Annotated in this window: 13 protein-coding genes; 9 read left to right on the forward strand and 4 right to left on the reverse strand. The window is 60.9% G+C overall.

What is annotated here, in order from left to right:
• Positions 1–22: 22 nt before the first annotated feature.
• The 4 genes from C474_RS07090 (at position 23) to gdhB (ending at position 7,252) form a co-directional block, all read left to right on the forward strand.
• Positions 23–916 (forward strand): bifunctional methylenetetrahydrofolate dehydrogenase/methenyltetrahydrofolate cyclohydrolase, encoded by an 894-nt coding sequence (locus C474_RS07090; RefSeq protein ID WP_008385326.1) that lies wholly within the window; start codon positions 23–25, stop codon positions 914–916.
• A gap of 1,891 nt (positions 917–2,807) precedes the next feature.
• Positions 2,808–5,681: a bacterio-opsin activator domain-containing protein gene (locus tag C474_RS07095; protein ID WP_008385327.1), complete on the forward strand. Its 2,874-nt coding sequence runs from the start codon at positions 2,808–2,810 to the stop codon at positions 5,679–5,681.
• 123 nt (positions 5,682–5,804) lie between these two features.
• Positions 5,805–5,948, forward strand: a complete 144-nt coding sequence (locus tag C474_RS21300; protein WP_008385329.1) for a rubrerythrin-like domain-containing protein — start codon at positions 5,805–5,807, stop codon at positions 5,946–5,948.
• A 2-nt stretch (positions 5,949–5,950) separates the two neighbouring features.
• Positions 5,951–7,252: a glutamate dehydrogenase GdhB gene (gdhB, locus tag C474_RS07100; protein WP_008385331.1), complete on the forward strand. Its 1,302-nt coding sequence runs from the start codon at positions 5,951–5,953 to the stop codon at positions 7,250–7,252.
• A 634-nt stretch (positions 7,253–7,886) separates the two neighbouring features.
• Here the strand turns inward: gdhB and C474_RS07105 are convergent.
• The 3 genes from C474_RS07105 to C474_RS07120 all read right to left on the reverse strand — a co-directional run bounded on the left by C474_RS07105 (position 7,887) and on the right by C474_RS07120 (position 11,364).
• On the reverse strand, positions 7,887–9,893 hold the full coding sequence (locus C474_RS07105; protein WP_008385333.1) for a heavy metal translocating P-type ATPase: 2,007 nt from the start codon (positions 9,891–9,893) through the stop codon (positions 7,887–7,889).
• A gap of 528 nt (positions 9,894–10,421) precedes the next feature.
• Positions 10,422–10,589, reverse strand: a complete 168-nt coding sequence (locus tag C474_RS07115) for a cation transporter (RefSeq protein ID WP_394295417.1) — start codon at positions 10,587–10,589, stop codon at positions 10,422–10,424.
• Between the two features lie 220 nt (positions 10,590–10,809).
• Complete coding sequence (locus tag C474_RS07120; protein ID WP_008385338.1) at positions 10,810–11,364, reverse strand: DoxX family protein; 555 nt, start codon at positions 11,362–11,364, stop codon at positions 10,810–10,812.
• 639 nt (positions 11,365–12,003) lie between these two features.
• Here C474_RS07120 and C474_RS07125 point away from each other — a divergent pair.
• From C474_RS07125 to C474_RS07145, 5 genes are all read left to right on the forward strand, one after another.
• On the forward strand, positions 12,004–12,408 hold the full coding sequence (locus tag C474_RS07125; protein WP_049916791.1) for a DUF302 domain-containing protein: 405 nt from the start codon (positions 12,004–12,006) through the stop codon (positions 12,406–12,408).
• A 2-nt stretch (positions 12,409–12,410) separates the two neighbouring features.
• A complete protein-coding gene (locus tag C474_RS07130) occupies positions 12,411–12,764 on the forward strand; it encodes an SHOCT domain-containing protein (RefSeq protein WP_008385342.1) in 354 nt (117 codons plus the stop codon).
• A 373-nt stretch (positions 12,765–13,137) separates the two neighbouring features.
• Positions 13,138–14,460 (forward strand): permease, encoded by a 1,323-nt coding sequence (locus C474_RS07135; RefSeq protein WP_049916792.1) that lies wholly within the window; start codon positions 13,138–13,140, stop codon positions 14,458–14,460.
• Positions 14,461–14,747: 287 nt separating this feature from the next.
• A complete protein-coding gene (locus tag C474_RS07140; RefSeq protein WP_239640392.1) occupies positions 14,748–15,713 on the forward strand; it encodes an ion channel in 966 nt (321 codons plus the stop codon).
• Positions 15,714–15,911: 198 nt separating this feature from the next.
• Positions 15,912–17,393, forward strand: a complete 1,482-nt coding sequence (locus C474_RS07145; RefSeq protein WP_008385348.1) for a multicopper oxidase family protein — start codon at positions 15,912–15,914, stop codon at positions 17,391–17,393.
• A gap of 114 nt (positions 17,394–17,507) precedes the next feature.
• Here C474_RS07145 and C474_RS07150 read toward each other — a convergent pair whose 3' ends face one another.
• Complete coding sequence (locus C474_RS07150; RefSeq protein WP_008385350.1) at positions 17,508–18,251, reverse strand: DUF4396 domain-containing protein; 744 nt, start codon at positions 18,249–18,251, stop codon at positions 17,508–17,510.
• Positions 18,252–18,302 lie beyond the last annotated feature (51 nt).

Raw genomic sequence — 18,302 nt, forward strand, 5'->3', positions numbered from 1 at the left:
GACGACGGCGCCACCACCGACCATGACAACGATTATCGACGGAAACGAGATTGCGGACCGGATAAGAGCAGACGTATCGAACTGTGCGGCGCAACTCGCCGACGAAGGTGTGACTCCAGGACTCGCGACGGTGCTGATGAGCGACGACGGAGCCAGCGAGACCTACGTGTCGATGAAACAGCGGGCCTGCGAGGAGACCGGAATCGAAGGGATTCACCAGGTGATCGACCCCGAGGCCTCGGCCGAGACCCTGCTCCAACAGATCGACGACTTCAACGACGACCCCAGTGTACACGGCATCCTCGTTCAGATGCCGGTGCCAGACCACGTCGACTCGCAGGTCGTGCTGGAACGCATTGATCCGATGAAAGACGTCGACGGGTTCCATCCCGAAAACGTCGGCCGCACTGTCACCGGGAACGCCCGGTACAAACCGTGTACGCCCCTCGGAATTCAAAAACTCCTCGAAGCCGCCGACGTCGAGACCGAAGGGAAGGACGCGGTCGTCGTCGGCCGGTCCAACATCGTGGGGAAGCCGATGGCAAACCTTCTCATCCAGAAGGCACCGTGGGGCAACGCCACGACGACGGTTTGTCACTCTCGCACCGACGATCTCGCAGCGAAGACTCGAACGGCCGACATCGTGATCGCCGCGGCTGGCGTCCCCGAGATGATCACCGGCGACATGCTCTCGGAGGACTGTACGGTCATCGACGTCGGCGTCAACAGAGTCGACGCAGACAACGAGAAGGGGTACGAACTCGTCGGCGACGTAGAGTTTGAGAGCGCGAGCGAGAAAGCGGACGCCATCACCCCCGTTCCCGGTGGTGTCGGCCCCATGACTATCGCGATGCTGATGTACAACACAGTCAAGGCGGCGAGCCTGCAGTCGGGTGTGGACGTTGACCTCCCCTGAATAGAGGCATTCAGGCATCCTCGAGGCGTCCGAGAGTCGGCGACGGCCTGTCACGTCACGTCAAACTGGTTCGTGCTCCGAGGGACGATACCAACTCCACCTCGAACGCCGGATCTACCTCGCCCACTGCGCACGCTGACGACCGACTCCGCCTGCACCTTTTTGGTCGCTATTCCTCGATAGGATGATCGACTAACAGTTGTTCGGGCGCCTCGACAAATTGTCATGTCGAGTTTTGCGACTGATAGGTACCGCTAATTTCCATCCCGTCTCAGTCAGTGTGAGACTCGCGTCGGGAATCTGAGGCAATCTTGTATTTCAGTTTAGCCGCTTATTATAATAACAAGGGACTGTCAAGTGTATTTGGTTTTACGCTCTCAGTCGGGCTCAGCGGTCCGTGCTCGTACAGCCACAAACGAGACACGGCAATCCTCGCAAAGACAGCTAAATGATATTACGAGTTGTTGACTCGGCGCGTCGTCCGCAGATACCGCGGAGAAGTTTCTCTCGCGGTGTATCGTCGACTAGGGCGGCGCGTACAGTCGGTGGGACCACATCCTTGACCAGCCTGGTTGAAGTTGTCTGGCGAGAGGAATGATTTGTTTCGACGGGGAACAAGGTGTTCTCATTTCGAAGAGCTTCGGGTTCGAGAATCGCGTTTCGAGTGACTGCGTAGACCTTGTTCGGTCGCCTGCTGAACTCTGTAAGCAGCAGAACAGGGAACTGGTCGGAGAACGCTTGATTCGCGATAGAGGAGAGCGAACCGGATTTCGGTTGGTGACTGCCTCTACCGTTCGGAAGGGTTACGAAACTATGGGTGTAACACCCACGGTATTCGGTCGACGCTGAGAATCCGCGAACAGGCCGTAACCCGCCGTCTATTTTTCATTGCACCTCGCGACTCGTGAACTCGATTTGCACTCTTGTGCGCGGGGGCGCAGCCTATCTTTAATTATTTATTATCCTATGTATCGCGGGGAGACGGTCTAGCTAACCCCTCCTCGGCACTGTACAGTGAGGGAGTGAACGGGTCGAAGAGTCGTGCGTCACTGCGGCCCTGCGGATTCCGAGACACCGGAACGGCTTCGCCGTTCTAGGGATATCCGTCAGGGCGTTCGTCGTCCGCTTTCACGCGACCAAGTGTTCACTCGGGAGAATAGCTCGATTCCTCGCTGAATGAGGTGTCGAACGCTCTCACCGAGTAGTTTTTCAGTGACTTCAGTAGTTTTCCGACAGATTCTCGGACCCGCCGGCGCTTGCGAGAGCTCCGTCTCGTGCGGCCGATCAGAACGCCTCGCGTTCGGGTGACGGCGCGGCCGTCGCGGGTCGCCGGCGACGAGACCGCTGTCAAGATCACCGGCAGGTAGTCTTGGTTGTACGCTGCAATAGTAAAGATACAACGCTGATTCTCGACGTGCAGTTGTTCGAACGATATGGGGTTGGTTCGGCGGCCGCGTTCCTTCACCGCGTCGTCGAGAAACGCGATTTCGAGGAGACGGTTTCTCGTCGGTCGGTTCGGCTATAGGACTGTAGTCTCTCGGTTAAGTCTAAGCGGCCGGGCTGATTGTACCGACCGAACCCCCATCGAAACGTGGTTTCATACGTTTAAGCTGAGTGTTGATGTTCCCATAGTTCACGGGTGGGCAGTCGGTCGAATATCCGCAGTAGTATTGTGGCTTTATTTCATTATTGTAGATTCTCAACGACCGCACCGAGCCACAACGGACGAACACCAGCCGAGGAGGTTAACAGGCAGTGTCCAAACATCTATTACCTATCGCGGGGTAGCGATTCAACCAGTAATGAGCGCCACTCTCGCTTCGGGACCGCAGCATAGCTTGGTGCAACGCTGCATCGACCTACGTTGCCGCTGGCACGCAGGTATCGACTGATGCCGTCCTCGCCGAGCATCCTTGATTCGTCCTCCGTTCTGCTCGTCGGGACGAATGAATGGCTCACCCAGTTCGCCACAACGCTCGAATCACGAACGGACGCGACTGTACAGCGAGCGAGAACTAAATCGAAGGCGGTCGGTATCGTCCAGAAGGGGACCGTGGACTGTCTCATCACCGAGTACGCGCTCGGAGAGACGACCGGACTCGACCTGTTGAGGGAGATCCGCGCCGAAACCACCGCGCTCCCCGTGATCGTTGGTACCGCGTCCGGAAGCGAAGCGATCGCTAGTGAGGCTATCGAGGCCGGAGTAACTGATTACGTCGCACTGACGGACTCGGCCGAACAGACAGGAGCGGAGCTGTTGGATCGAACCGAGCGGGCGGTTCGGTCCGCACAGCGGACGACTGCACAGCGGGAGCGGGCCAGACAGTTCGACGCCATCTTCAGCGATTCGCGGACGGCGACCTGGGTGCTCGATCCGAATGGCTCGCTCGCTCGCGTGAACCAGACCGCACGGGAGATGATCGACGAAGACGTCGAAACGGTCATCGGCGAACCGTTCTGGACGCTTCCGTGGTGGTCACAGTCGGAGGCGACGGAGACGGACGTTCACCAAATCGTAGAGAACGCACTCGACGGTACGTTCGGAAACGTCGTCATCCCACAACCACCTCACGTCGAGGACCCGCGCGTCATCGATCTCTCTGTACGCCCCGTCGAGAACGAACGCGGCGATCTGGTTTCGATACTCATCGAGGGAGTCGATATCACCGAGCGGGTGGCGCTCGAACGAAGTCTCCGTCGATCGGAGGAGCTTCATCGCGTCACGCTCAACAACATGACCGATACCGTCCTCATGACGGACGAACACGGCGAGTACACCTACGTCTGTCCCAACGTACACTTCATTTTCGGCTACACGGTCGAAGAGATCCGAGAGCTCGGTACGATCGACGCCCTCCTTGGAGAGGACCTCTTCGACCGCGACGAACTCGCAGCAGAAGGCGTCCTCAAAAACATCGAGACGACGGCGATCGACAAAGCCGGGCGAGAACACACGCTGTTGGTCAACGTTCGAGAAGTGTCGATTCAGGACGGAACACTGCTGTTCAGCTGTCGAGAGATCACGAAACGCAAGCAACGCGAGGAAGCGCTGGCGACGCTCCACGAAACTGCCCGGGATTTCCTCTACGCCGAAACCCACCAAGAGATCGCACAACACGTCGTCGACGACACACCCGGTGTTCTCAATCTCGATGCGAGTGCCGTCTATCTCTTCGATGCCGACGCCAACGAACTCCGACCTGCGGCGCACTCCGCGACGATGAAGGAACTGAACGGTCCGCTCCCGACCGTGCACGTCAACGGCGAAACCCTCCCGAGTTACAGTTTCGTCGAGGACGAGGCGCTGTTCTTCGACGACGTCCACGACGCAGACCGGCTCGAGAACCGAGCGACGGACCTCCGAAGTGGGACCTATATTCCCCTCGGCGATCACGGTGTGTTCTTTGCGGGCTCGGATCAGATCGGTGCCTTCGACGACGTGACTCGTGAACTGGCCGATCTCCTCGCGGCAACGGCTGAAGCGGCCCTCGACCGCGTCACTCGCGAGTCACGACTCCGCGAGCAAGACCGCACACTGCAGCAACAGAACGAACAGCTCACCGCGTTGAACCGCATCAACGAGACGATTCGCGAGATCGACCAAGCGCTCGTCCAGGCGGAAACACGAGAAGAGATCGACCGTGCCGTCTGTGAGTTGTTGACCGCCGACGACCGATTCAGGTTCGCCTGGATCGGGACGATCGACCCGACGACCGACACCGTCGACCCGCGGGCCTGGGCCGGCACTGAACGGGGATATCTGGATAGCCAGTCGTTCGCCGTCGCTCCGTCGGATACGGAGCCGGCCGGGCAAGCCGCCGCGACCGGTGAGGTGACGACGGTGCCGAACGTCGCCGCCGGTCTCCGCGACGAACCGTGGCGAAAGGACGCCCTCGCCCGTGACTACCTCTCGGTGTTGAGTATCCCGCTCGTGTACAACGACCTGACGCACGGTGTGCTGACGGTCTACGCACCGACACAGGGTGCGTTCGATGACACCGGAGGGGTCGTCCTGGCCGAACTCGGGGAGACCATCGCCTCCGCACTCAGCGCGATCGAACGGAAGAACGCGCTTCTCACGACGTCAGTGACGCGCGTCGAGTTCTCCGTCGACGACCCCACGTTCGTCCTCTCGCGTCTCGCACGGGACGCAGCGTGTACGCTCTCATATCAGGGAGGGGTTCAGCAGTCGACGGAGGGGAGTTACGTGTTCATAACCGTCGAAGACGCATCGCCGACGGATGTCGCCGAAGCGGCATCTCGGCTCGTCGCGATCGACGACGTCCAGCAGATCAGCGCGGACGGCGAAGGCGGCGTCTTGCGGTTGCGACTCACGCAACCGTTTTTGGCCTTAGAACTCGCCGATCACGGTGCCGTCTTTCGAGAAGCGACTGCCGGTCCGACCGCCACGACGCTCGTCATCGATATCCCGGATAGTATCGACGTCCGAACGATTACACGCCTCGTCCGAGAGACGTTCTCCACCGTCGAACTCCGCTCGAAGCAAACGCTCGATCAGTCGATAGAGCGCGACCTCTACGCGACGTTCCTCGAGAAGTTGACCGAGCGACAACTAGAGGTGATCCAGACGGCCTACTATAGCGGGTTCTTCGAATCGCCGCGCGAACGTACGGGCGAAGAGGTCGCGGAGACACTCGGAATCTCCCCGCCCGCGTTCTACAAGCATGCTCGCACCGTCCAGCGGAAACTGTTCGAGACGCTCTTCGAGAAGAACAACCTCTCCGTCACGGTTCCCGCCGAGTAGGTTGAATAACTAACCCCCCTATTCGAAAGCGGTTTGATAATCAACCACCGAATATTCCCTAATACACTTATTACATCTATGCAGAGTGCCCCGGATTCCCCCGTCGGCGCTCACGAACTCACTATGAGAGACGTTAACCCCAAATCGGGCGAGGAAACGGCATACGAGTGCTTCCAGTGTGGCAATATCATCATCAAAGAGCACAGCCCCGGACGATGTCCCGACTGTAGCGGACCGATGCGAAATCGGCAGACACCGCTCGAATAACCATGGCATCCCACACCGAGGTTACGCACGACGAGTCAGGCGAACCGACGACGGACTCGGCTGAGCCCGAATCGGCGCTCGAAACGGCTCGTCGACAACTGTACCACGCCGCTACTCATCTCGATATCGACCCCAGTGTCGTTGAGCGACTCAAATATCCGAAGAAGGTCCACGAGGTGACGGTCCCCATTAGACGGGACGACGGAACCGTTGAGGTGTTCACGGGCTACCGAGCCCAACACGATAGCGTCAGAGGCCCCTTCAAGGGCGGACTCCGATATCACCCCGACGTAACGAGAGACGAATGCGTCGGACTCGGGATGTGGATGACCTGGAAATGTGCGGTCATGGACCTTCCGTTCGGTGGTGCCAAGGGAGGTATCGCGGTCAATCCGAAGGAACTGAGTCCGGGCGAGAAAGAACGCCTCACCCGGCGGTTCACACAGGAGATACGCGACGTTATCGGGCCCAATCAAGATATCCCGGCTCCGGATATGGGAACGGATCCCCAGACGATGGCGTGGTTGATGGACGCCTACTCGATGCAGGAAGGGGAAACGATACCGGGCGTCGTCACCGGCAAGCCGCCGGTCATCGGCGGCAGTAAAGGTCGCGAAGAGGCCCCCGGGCGGAGCGTCGCGACCATCACGCAGTTGGTTTGCGAGTACTACGATCGGCAACTCGAGGAAACGACGGTTGCGGTCCAAGGATACGGAAGCGTCGGTGCTAATGCCGCTCGACTCCTCGATGAATGGGGAGCGACGATCGTTGCGATTAGTGACGTGAACGGCGCCATGTACGATCCAGCGGGTATCGATACGGCTGCCGTTCCGTCTCACGACGAAGAACCGGAAGCCGTCACGACGTACGCAGATGACGTTATCTCGAACGAGGAGTTGCTTACACTCGACGTTGACGTCCTTATCCCCGCGGCACTCGGGAACGTGATCACCGAAGAGAACGCAGAAGCCATCGCTGCGGATTTCGTCGTCGAAGGTGCCAACGGACCGATGACGTCAGCGGCTGATTCGATCCTTACGGACGGAGATATCGCTGTGATTCCAGATATTCTCGCCAACGCTGGCGGAGTCACAGTGAGTTACTTCGAGTGGCTTCAAGATATCAATCGGCGAGCGTGGTCGCTCGAACGGGTGAACGACGAACTCGAAGCGGAGATGCAGACCGCCTGGGAGTCGGTTAGAACGGAATTTGAGCGGCGCGACGTGACATGGCGTGATGCGGCGTACATCGTTGCGCTCTCTCGCATCTCGGAAGCGCACGAGGCTCGGGGATTGTGGCCATAACGGACTGTCTGCTTCCCCCCTGAGCCGACGTTCGAAGGCCGGATTCGCGGGAGCGCTGAAAAGTATAGTACTGAACTTTTATTGCAATTCTCCGGCGGATACTCAGCCGACTGCCTACCCGTGAACTCTGGAAACGGTAACTCTCAGTTTGGGTGTGTGAAACCACGCTTCACGAGGTTCGGTCGATATAGTCGATCCGGCGATTACTCCTAATCGGGATAATGAAGCCCGTTACCCGAAGGTGTCGGTCAAAAGCATAGTCTCTGAACAATCGCGTTTCTCAGCGGCGCCGTAAAGGAATACAGTCGCCAGACCGGTTCCGTGTCGCTTAAAATCGGTACATCGAGGAGTAACGCTGTATCGCGTTTATTGCACGTTATAACCAATACCACTCGCCGTTGATCTCGACAGCAGTTTCATCGACCGCAACCCGCTTCGACCGCGCCGTCACCAGAACGCGAGGCGTTCCGGTCGGCCGCACGAGAGTTTGCTCCCGTGAACGAAGGCGGGTCGGAAACGCTGTCAGTCGGTCGGTGAACCCATTGGAAGATCGCCTGGTAGGAGCGATTTCCGCCGATCAGATGCGGAATCGACTCTGGCCACGTGGGGTGTGCGCATCACCCTCTCAGTATCGTCATGCCGAGAGATCGACCCCCTTGAGCCGTCGTGCGTTAATTGCGACGATGACCGTCGACAGCGACATGAACACCGCACCGATAGCGGGTGACAGGAGGATGCCGACCGGCGCTAGCACCCCCGCGGCGAGGGGGAGGGCGAAGACGTTGTACCCCGTCGCCCACACGAGGTTCTCCTGCATCTTCCGATAGCTCGCCTTCGAAAGTTTGACCAGCCGAATGACGTCGAGCGGGTTGTTCTCGACGAGAATGATATCGCCCGACTCGATGGCGACGTCCGTCCCGGACCCGATGGCGATGCCGACGTCCGCGCGAGTCAGCGCAGGCGCGTCGTTGACGCCGTCGCCGACCATCGCGACCAGTTTGCCCTCCGACTGCAGCCGTTCGACCTTTGTATCCTTTTCTTCTGGTAAGACCTCCGCGAAGTACTGATCGATACCCAGTTCCCCGGCGACGGCCTTCGCGACGTCCTCGGAGTCCCCGGTCAGCATCGCTACTTCGATACCCATCTCGTGGAGCGCTTCGATAGTCCGGCGACTCTCCTCGCGGACGACGTCGGCGAGGGCGAACGCGGCCACGACCTCAGACTCGTCGTGAATCAGATAGATGACCGTCTGCGCGTTCGAGCCCGCTTGGTCGGCGAACGAGGCTATCGCTTCGGACCGTTCGACGCCGAGCTTTTCGATAAGGTTGGGACCGCCGAGGTGGACCGTCTCGCTGTCTCGCGGGTCGCTCCGCTCCCCGCTCGACCGTTCCGAGACGCGAGGCAGTTCCCCGTCGACGGTGGCTCTGACGCCGAGGCCGCGAAGGTTCTCGAAATCGGAGACCTTCGCCCGCCGAATTCCTCGTTCGTCGGCGGCATCTCGGATGGCGCGAGCGATCATGTGTTCGGAGTCGCCCTCCACGCCGGCGGCCACCGCGAACGCTTGCGTCTCGTCCCACTCACCCGCCGTTTCGACCCCGACGATGCCCTGTTCGCCCTTCGTGAGCGTACCGGTTTTGTCGAACATCACCGTGTCGAGGTTACGGGCCTCCTCCATGGCGATGCGGTCCCGAATCAGTATCCCGTTCTGTGCGGCGGTGGAGGTGTTGATGGCGACGACGAGGGGGACGGCGAGGCCGAGCGCGTGGGGGCAGGCGATGACGAGGACGGTGACGACCCGTTCGAGGACGGCGATTTCGAATCCGACGGCGGCGACCCACGCCACGGCTGTGAGAGCGGCGACGGCGAGAGCGACGTAGAACAGCCACCCTGCCGCCCGGTCAGCCAGGAGTTGGGTGCGGGACTTCGACTTCTGTGCCTCGTCGACGAGGCGCATGATCCCCGCCAGCGTCGTCTCGTCGCCGGTCTTCGTCACGCGGACGCGGAGGCTGCCGTCCTGATTCACGGTCCCGGCGACGACTTCCACCCCGGGTTCCTTGTCGACGGGCTTCGATTCGCCCGTTATCATCGACTCGTCCACCGACGAATCCCCCTCGACGACTTCGCCGTCGGCGGGGACGCTGGCGCCCGGACGGACGAGGACGACGTCGCCCTCCGAGAGGTCGGTTACTGGCACCTCCTCGGTATCCCCGCCCTCGGTCACTCGCTCGGCGGTGTCGGGCATGAGTTTCGCCAGTTCGTCGAGCGCTCCGGATGCCTGCCTGACCGAGCGCATCTCCATCCAGTGGCCCAACAGCATGATGTCGATGAGCGTGACGAGTTCCCAGAAGAACGGCGTCGTGCCTTCGAGGAACAGGCTCGCGACGGAGTAGACGAACGCCACCGTGATGGCTAAGGAGATAAGCATCATCATCCCCGGTTCGCGGTTCGTCAGTTCAGTACGGGCCATCGAGAGGAATGGCAGACCGCCGTACGCGAAGACGACGACGGAGAGGACAGGAGTTATCCAGACGCTGCCGGGGAACGTCGGCGCGGTGTACCCGACCACGCCTTGGATGAACTCGCTGAAGAAGATGACGGGAATCGAGAGCACCAGCGACACCCAGAACCGACGCCGGAACATCTGTTCGTGGCCGGTGTGATCGGTGTGCGCCGTGTGGTTCCCGTGGTCCCCGTCGTGACTTCCGCCGCGGCCTTCGTGGTCGTCTCTCTGTTCGTGTGGTTCGCGACCGGTCTCGGTCTCTGCGTGATGAACGTGGTCGGCCGTCGTCGGGTGGTCGTGTCCCCGTTCGCCACCGCGGGAATGGTCGTGAGACGAGTGATCGTCCGTCGCAGCCGTTGTCCCTTCCGCGGGTTTCCCGTGGTCGGATGAGCGTACGCTGGGGTCCGCGGTCGCTTTTGCTGACTCTCGTGTGTCGGTACTCGAGTCTAGCTGACAGATCCGACAGCACTGTATCCTCCCAGCCCTAGCCTGAGGGGCACGCTCCGCCGATGATTCCTCCCGCGACCCGTCGTAATTTGAATGCTCCATCGTTTAATTGTCGACGTAGTTATACATGGTTCTGTTCCATACCGGACGTGAGTCGTCCCTTCTACGATTCGAGTCCAGAGGACGGTCGGTGCGGTCGGACGCCCATCCCGGTCGCTCCGCTCAGGCGGTGGCCGAGTACCCGGCGTCCCTGACGGCGGCGGCGAGGGCGTCGACATCGGCGTCACCGGCGACGCTCGCGGTCTCACGTTCGCGGTCGACGGTCGCGTCTGTTACGCCGTCTACGCCTCGAAGCGCGTCCTCAACGGTCTGCTCGCAGTATTTACACATCATCCCCTTCGACGCTTATGGTTGTCGTCATACGATATCACGTACGCGAGCGGCTCTTATGCGGGTTTCTCTTTCGATTAGTTGGTTCGGTGGTCGATATCCCTTCGCTAGCAAGATTGGACGCTGACTTCGCCTGTGGCAGTTCGATGACGGCTGCTGTGGGACAGGATGCCTGCCCGTCCCCATCTGCCGAATGGTTTCTTGAGCGTTCGTCGTTCCCTCAGCCGAGTAGGTACCGCGTCCACGGATATCGGTCGATGAGCGGCTGTCCGTTCACCTCGTACTGTTCGAGCTTCGCGTCGAGACCCAGAATGCGGCCCGCGCCGAAGGCGGCGACGGCGAGGAACACGAGCATGTACGCGAAGTCGCCGTTGATATATCCGTGTGCGATATCCCAGTTTCCGAAGTAGAACATGAGCATCATGAACGCTCCCCAGAACGCGGCCAGTCGAGTCAACGCGCCGACGAGGAGTCCGAGTCCGATGAGTATCTCTCCCCAAGGAACGGCGACGTTCACGAATTCGACGAACCAGGGGGTCTCCCCCATCGCAACGAAGAGACCGGCGAGCGGGCTTCCGGTGTTCGGGACTGCGCCCGTCAGGTAACCGCCCGCGCTGAAACTCCCGGAGAGGACCTTGTCGAGTCCGCTCTGAAAGAAAGCGATACCCATCATCAGGCGGAGCGCGAGAATGAACCACACGCTCAGCGTGTGGAGTCTCCCACTGGCCGTGAATCCGCCGACGGTACTTTCCAGTCGTACTTCTTGTGACGTCATGGTACGAGCTATTTTCTCGGAAGACGTTAAATCTACCACACTTCTTGTGGTATCGATAGGTTCCCGTGCGGCTCCAACCGGAAAATCGAGGCGGCTCTGGTCTCTTCTCGGTCGTCGGATTCCCTCCAGCCTTCGTCGCATCGCGCTCCCTCGAAAAGACTCATTTATATGTTCACCACTTTCGATACGGGGGCAGGTAATCGTCGGTTTCTCTCGCATATACACCCGATTCTCACACATCAAGTCAGCGATGTGAAGCGCCGGCCTTGGTAGGAAAAGAAATCGAGTATAGAAACATGCAGCTCGTGTGTATGTTACGACCTTACTACTGTAATACCGAAGCAAAGTGAGTATAAAAACGATCTCTCGAGCATTCTATTTCGAAGCAGAGCGGAGTAGAAAAGAACGCATCGAAGGGCGCAGAGAAATCTGGTATTTTCCCGTGTGAGAGTCTACCCGTCCGGAACGAACCCGAACAGCGTCCTCTCAATGAGCGCACCGTGTCGATCGGTCTGCATCTCATCGTGTTGGTTCACCGGTGCCAAGGCTTTCATCCTCGCTCAGTCGGGCGTACTCGATCACCCCGCGACCGGCGTACGACGCAATCTTTATCCCGCTATCGGGTCAATATTGTATAGAATGTCCTATACTATGCAGAAAAGCGCCGGCGGGGAGTTCGACGCCGTCGTCGAGACGACTATCGAATCGCTCGAAGGCGAAGAGTTCGGCGTGCTGTGCGACATCGACGTGCAGCAGACGCTCGAGAAGAAGCTCAACGAGGACTTCCGAAGGTACCGCATCCTCGGTGCGTGCAATCCCGCACTGGCGCACCGCTCCCTCCAAGAGGAGATCGAGTTGGGAGCCCTCCTGCCCTGTAACGTCATCGTCTACGAGGACAACGACGGCGGAGTCACCGTGAGCGCCGTCGACCCCGAGCAGTTGGTCGGCATAGCTGACAACTCCGCGCTCGATTCCGTCGCCGAAGAGGTACACGAACGGTTCGAACGAGTCTTGGACGCCGTGGAAGCGGCGGCGAGGGACTGATAATGGCGGATCCGAGCGGGCGCGACTGGACGACTATCCTCCTCGTCGTCCTCGCCGTCCTCGTTCTCTGGCCCGTGCTCATGATGCTGGGCTTCGGTGGGATGGGGATGGGATACGGCGGGATGATGGGCGGGTCCTACGGGGGCAGCACTGGCTTCGGATGGGTCGGGCTCGGAATCCAGTTGCTGTTCCTGCTCGCCATCCTAGGCGGCGGCTACTTCGTCGTTCGCCGTCTCCTCGACCAACGCGAGTCGAACGACGCAGCGTTGGAAGAACTCCGCCACGCGTACGCCCGCGGTGACCTCTCGGACGAGGAGTTCGAGACGCGACGGGCCAAGCTTCGGTCCGACGAGTGAGGCGTGACGATTGCGTCATTTCGACCTCGGGACCACGGTCGAGCTCGCCGGGTTCAACACGACCGCCGACCGCACTATCGAGCGGCTTCCGACCGCGGTCCGCGAGGCCGCCCCCGGGCACGAGGAGTTAGAAGAACGAAACGAAGAGATAGGTTCATCGCCCGACACCGGTGAGTTCCGTCCAGCGTACCGGCCACCCATTTCAGTGTTCTTTATCGCAGTTCTCGCTAGACGCTCACGACGGATCGCTGGCTCTAGTGAGGACAAAATCAGCGTCGCTCTCACTTTGGATTGTGGATTCCAGCGGCGCTCGGATTCACTATTCGTAGCCAGAAAGGGCATGAATTCACCTCCCGTATGAATGAGTACAACCATGGATCGCTGGGAATACGCGCTTCTTACGATACTCGGCTTGGCGGTGGTTGGCGTCGGGGTTGTGACTACCAATCAACCACTCGCACAGTTCTTCGTCGAGAGTACGAAACAGGCGGCGACCACGACGGTCTCTATGGCGTGGATCACGTGGTGGGCGCTGGTCATCGGGTTCGCCATCGCCGGCGGCGTCGAGGCGTGGACCTCCGACGAACAGATCGCCGACCTCATGGCCGGTCATGGCCCGCGCGAACTGGGCGCCGGCACCTTCTTCGGATTCGTCTCCTCGTCGTGTTCTTACAGCGCCATCGCCACGGCGAAGAACCTCTTCAAGAAGGGCGCCTCCGCGGCCGCCTCGCTCGGGGCGTTCATGTTCGCCTCGACGAACCTCGTCATCGAGATCGGCGCCGTCATCTGGATCCTGCTCGGCTGGCAGTTCCTGGTTGCGGACCTCGTCGGCGGCCTCATACTCATCGTCCTGATGGCGCTCGGCCTCACCTACCTCGTCCCCGACCACATCGTCGAAACCGCCCGTGAGAACGTGACCGACGACGAGCAGACCGCTCAGGACCCGGTCTGCGGGATGGAGGTGAACCCCGATGAGACCGAGCACTCGACCGAGCACGACGGAACCACGTACTACTTCTGCTCGCAGTCGTGCAAGGAGAGCTTCGATCCGAGCGAGGCCGAAACTTCGATCTCGGAACAGGCCACCTCGCGGCAGGGGTGGAAAGCGCTGGCCGACAAGCAGTGGTCCGAGTGGGGGATGCTGTGGGACGAGATCGCCATCGGATTCGTCTTCGCCGGCCTCATCGCCGGCTTCATCCCGCAGTCGGTCTGGACGAGCATCTTCTCTAGCGGTTCCTCCGGCACCCCCGTCTACATCCTCTGGACGGCCGCGCTCGGTGCCGTCATCGGGATCGCCACGTTCGTCTGCTCGGTCGGAAACGTCCCCTTCGGGACGGTGCTCTGGACGAGGGGGCTTCCCTTCGGATCGGTGCTGTCGTACATCTACGCCGACCTGATCGTGCCGCCGATCATGGACGCCTACCGAGAGTACTACGGGACGACGTTCGCTGCTATCCTCTCCGCGATGATCTTCGTCGCCGCCGTCGTCGTCGGGGTCGTCGTCCACTTCCTCTTTTTCGCCCTGGGCTGGATCCCGGATCCATCGACCGCGCAGGTGGCCGAGGTGAAGATCGAGATGAACTACAAACTCGTACTGAACGTCCTCGCGACGGCGTTGTTCCTCGGCCTCTACTGGCTCCACCGCCAAGACTCGATGGGCAGTGACGGAGACGGTCACGCTCATACCGCCGATTAATCCTCCCCCTCGACAGGGTATATGTATGGTACGGTCCCTTTCGTTGAGCGAGCGACTATCCGCTCTGAACGACCGGTTCGATCGAAACCCGCAAAGAGCGACATCTACCGTTGCGTGCAGTTCGCGGCTGATAACATGGTACTCGAGAATCTTCACCGAACCGAACGCCGGAGTCTCGTCAGCGGAATCACCCGCGAGATCGAACGAACGAATCGGCTCGATTCCTCGACCAACCTCCTACGGGGGACGCTAACGTGAATTTCCCGTATGCCGTACTCGGTCTGATCGTGCTGGGTGGGACGATCACCGACCTCCTGTGGACCACGCTCTGGGTCGAAGGGGGCGCGGGGCCCCTCACAGATCGGCTGATGGGCGGCATCTGGAGCGGGCTCCGTCGGACCGCAGACCGTCATTCGCGGCGTCTCACCCTGGCGGGGCCGCTGATTCTCGTCGTCAGCCTCTCCACGTGGATCGCGCTGCTGTGGTTCGGGTGGACGCTCCTCTTCGCTAGCGCGGCGAACGCCGTAATCGAAGTCAACGGACCGACGACCGTCACGTGGGTCGAGAAATTCTACTTCACCGGTTACTCGCTGTTTACGCTCGGAAACGGCGGATTCGCCCCGGGCGGGGGCATCTGGAAAATCGCCACCGTGCTCATGACGGCCAGCGGGATGCTGTTCATCACGCTCATCGTCACGTACGTCCTCTCCATCCTCGGCGTGGTCACGCAGAAACAGCAGTTCGCCAGCAACGTCAGCGGACTCGGAACGTACAGCGAAGCCTTCGTCGAAGCCGGGTGGAACGGGCGCGAACTCGACGGGTTCGACCTCCCGATCGAGACGATCACGACCGAACTCAATCAGTTGACCGTGAACCACATGGCCTACCCTATCCTCCACTACTTCTACACGCAGCGACGGCAGTACTCCGCCGTCGTCAGCGTCGCCATCCTCGACGACTCGCTCACGCTACTGCGATTCGGTGTCCCGCAAGAACACCGTCCGAGCAGCGCGATTCTCAAGAACGCGCGTTCGAGCGTCGAGAACTACCTGGAGATGGTCAGCGACACGTTCGCGCAGTCGGACGGCACCCCGCCCGAACCGGACTTGAACAGACTCCGCGAGAACGGAATTCCGACGACGTCCGAGGAGGACTTCACCGATGCGCTGGAGGAACTGAAGATGCGTCGGCGAAAGCTACACGGACTGACCGACGCCGACGCCCGATACTGGCCACGACCCGAGGACGAATGACGAGGTGGTGTAGACTGTTCGTATTTCTTCTCCCTGCAGGACGGACCCGAAATACCTATTCGGCGGCGGAAACTACCCGTTAGTATAACCTCCACAATATGATGCAATACTACTCGCACGAACTGTGGAGCTAGTCGATTCGAGCCTCGCGGTCCGACCAGCAAACACTCACCACGGCCGCGAAGAGCGGAATCGGCGATGAACTCGAAAACGATGAAATCCGACAACTCTCACGCGCGCGGAGACGGTACCGCAGGCGGCGACCAATCGCGGCGTCTCTCTCGCCGGACGCTCCTTCACTCGGCACAGTTAGCCGCGGTCGGTGCGCTCGCGGGATGCGCCGGCGAACTCCCCGACGTCGGTTCGAGCGGTCGCGAAGTCACGCCACGGTCGACAGTTACCGACGACCCGAATGAGTCGGTCACTCTCACCGCAGCCCCCGGGGTGGAATCCGAGGCTATCGATTCGTCCGCGACGTGGGCGTACGACGGCCAGACTCCGGGACCGGAACTCCGTGTTCGAGAAGGCGACGTGCTCGGGGTCAAAGTCGCCAACGACCTCTCCGAAGAAACGACCGTCCACTGGCACGGCGTCCCCGTCCCGAATCCCGTCGACGGCGTTCCGGGCGTGACGCAGGAGCCGATTTCGCCCGGCGAGACGTTTGACTACAAGTTCCGTGCGGAACCCGCGGGGACGTACTTCTACCACAGCCACGTCGGACTACAACTCGACCGCGGGTTGCTCGGTCCGCTCATCGTCGAGGAACGCGACCCGCACGTCGAGTACGACCGCGACGTCGTCGTCGTGTTCGACGACTACCTCGCCGGCGAACCGCGGCTTCCCGCGGACACCGGAACAGGCGGCGGGATGGGAGGCGGCATGGGCGGCGGGATGATGGGCGACGTTCGCCCGCCGTACGAGGGCCATCTCGTCAACGGCCGACTCCCGAGCGACCCGACGCGGTTCGAGGTGACCGAGGGCGAGCGGGTTCGGTTCCGGTTCGTGAACGCCGCCAGCGCGACCGTGTACGGCGTTCGGATGGCCGGTCACGAGATGACGATCACGCACGCCGACGGGCGTCCGGTCGAACCCGTCGACGCGGACTCGTTCGCCTTCGGTGCGGGTGAGCGATACGACGCCGTGGTCGAAGCGACCAACCCCGGCACGTGGGTCCTGCAGGCGGACGCCCTCGACGGGAACGAACCGCCGGCGAGAGCGGTTCTCGCGTACGACGGCATCGACGAATCGTCGACCCCGGCGTCGCCGTCGTCACCCACGACCCGACTCGGTTACGGCGACCTGCACGCCGTCTCGTCACTCGACGGAATCGGCGGGAGCCCGGACCGAACCTTCGACTTGACTCTGTCCCAGGGCAGTGGAGCGTACGTGTGGACCATCGACGGGCAGGCGTACCCGGACGCGGACCCCCTCCAGATCCGTCCGGACGAACACGTTCGAATCCGGATGACGAATCGGAGTCCGGTCGTCCATCCGATGCACCTCCACGGACACTTCTTCCGCGTCGGCGACGCCGTCAAGGACACCGTCCTCGTGCCGGGGCACATGGGACAGGTGACGATAGACTTCCACGCGGACAACCCCGGTCGGTGGCTGTTCCACTGCCACAACCTCTACCACCTCGACGCGGGGATGGCGCGCGTCCTCAGATACGTCGAGTGAACCGGGCGGCCCGCTTCTACTACCGCAGTCTCTCTCGGGGTCTGCAGACGGTGTAACCGAGGTATGTCTCCACGAGATAACGAAAATCCGCATACGAACGAAACGATGAGCGGGTTAGTCGGCCGCCTGTGCCTGCGAACTGCTGCTATCGTCGCCGCCCATCTCGGAGGGGTCGCTCATCCCCTCCTTAACGCCGTACTTCACGAGTGCAACGTTGACGGGCCAGGCGACGAGGAACCCGATGGACAGCGAGAACACCAGCGCCATCCAAAACAGTATTTGGCCCATGTGGGCTTGGCTGGCGAGCAGAAGATCGGTCCCGATGGCGAAAATCTCCATGATCGTGATCGAGGGCGTCTCGCTCAGAAGCGCATCCCACGTCGCCTCTGTGAACCCGACGCCGTCCTGCATGAGCGGACCGATCGTGAGCGCGTAGCCGAAGAGATACGCGAATCCGAAGGTGACCGCCGCGACCCACCCGATGCTGAGTGCGAGGATGCCTTGTGCGAGCGTGATCCCGACAATCTCACCTGCGCCACATCCCGAGTAGCAGTGGGCAGTCGAGCGGAGGCCGCGGCGCCCCACCGAGTCGTGCGGGATCTGCGTGCGTCCGGAGTACCAGTAGATAGCGAGGCCGAACGGACCCGAATAGAGGACGACGAACGTCCAGACGGCCTTCATCATCGACGGGAGCGCTTGGTTCCGATTCCGAAGGTCCCACCAGAGCGTCCCGACGGACGCGACGACGAAGAGCGTCCAGACGCCCAGCACGGTGGGGCTAGAGAGGATCGGTTTCAAGACCTGACGGATCGGTGCGAACGCGTGTTCGATCTGCTTGGCGAGTTGTTGAAGTGGCATGTATCGTTGTGGCGTTGTCGGCGACGGCACGTACTGGAGTTTCGAGCGTGC

This window comes from Halogeometricum pallidum JCM 14848 (genome assembly GCF_000337095.1).
In the GTDB taxonomy this organism is placed as follows: Archaea; Halobacteriota; Halobacteria; order Halobacteriales; family Haloferacaceae; genus Halogeometricum; species Halogeometricum pallidum.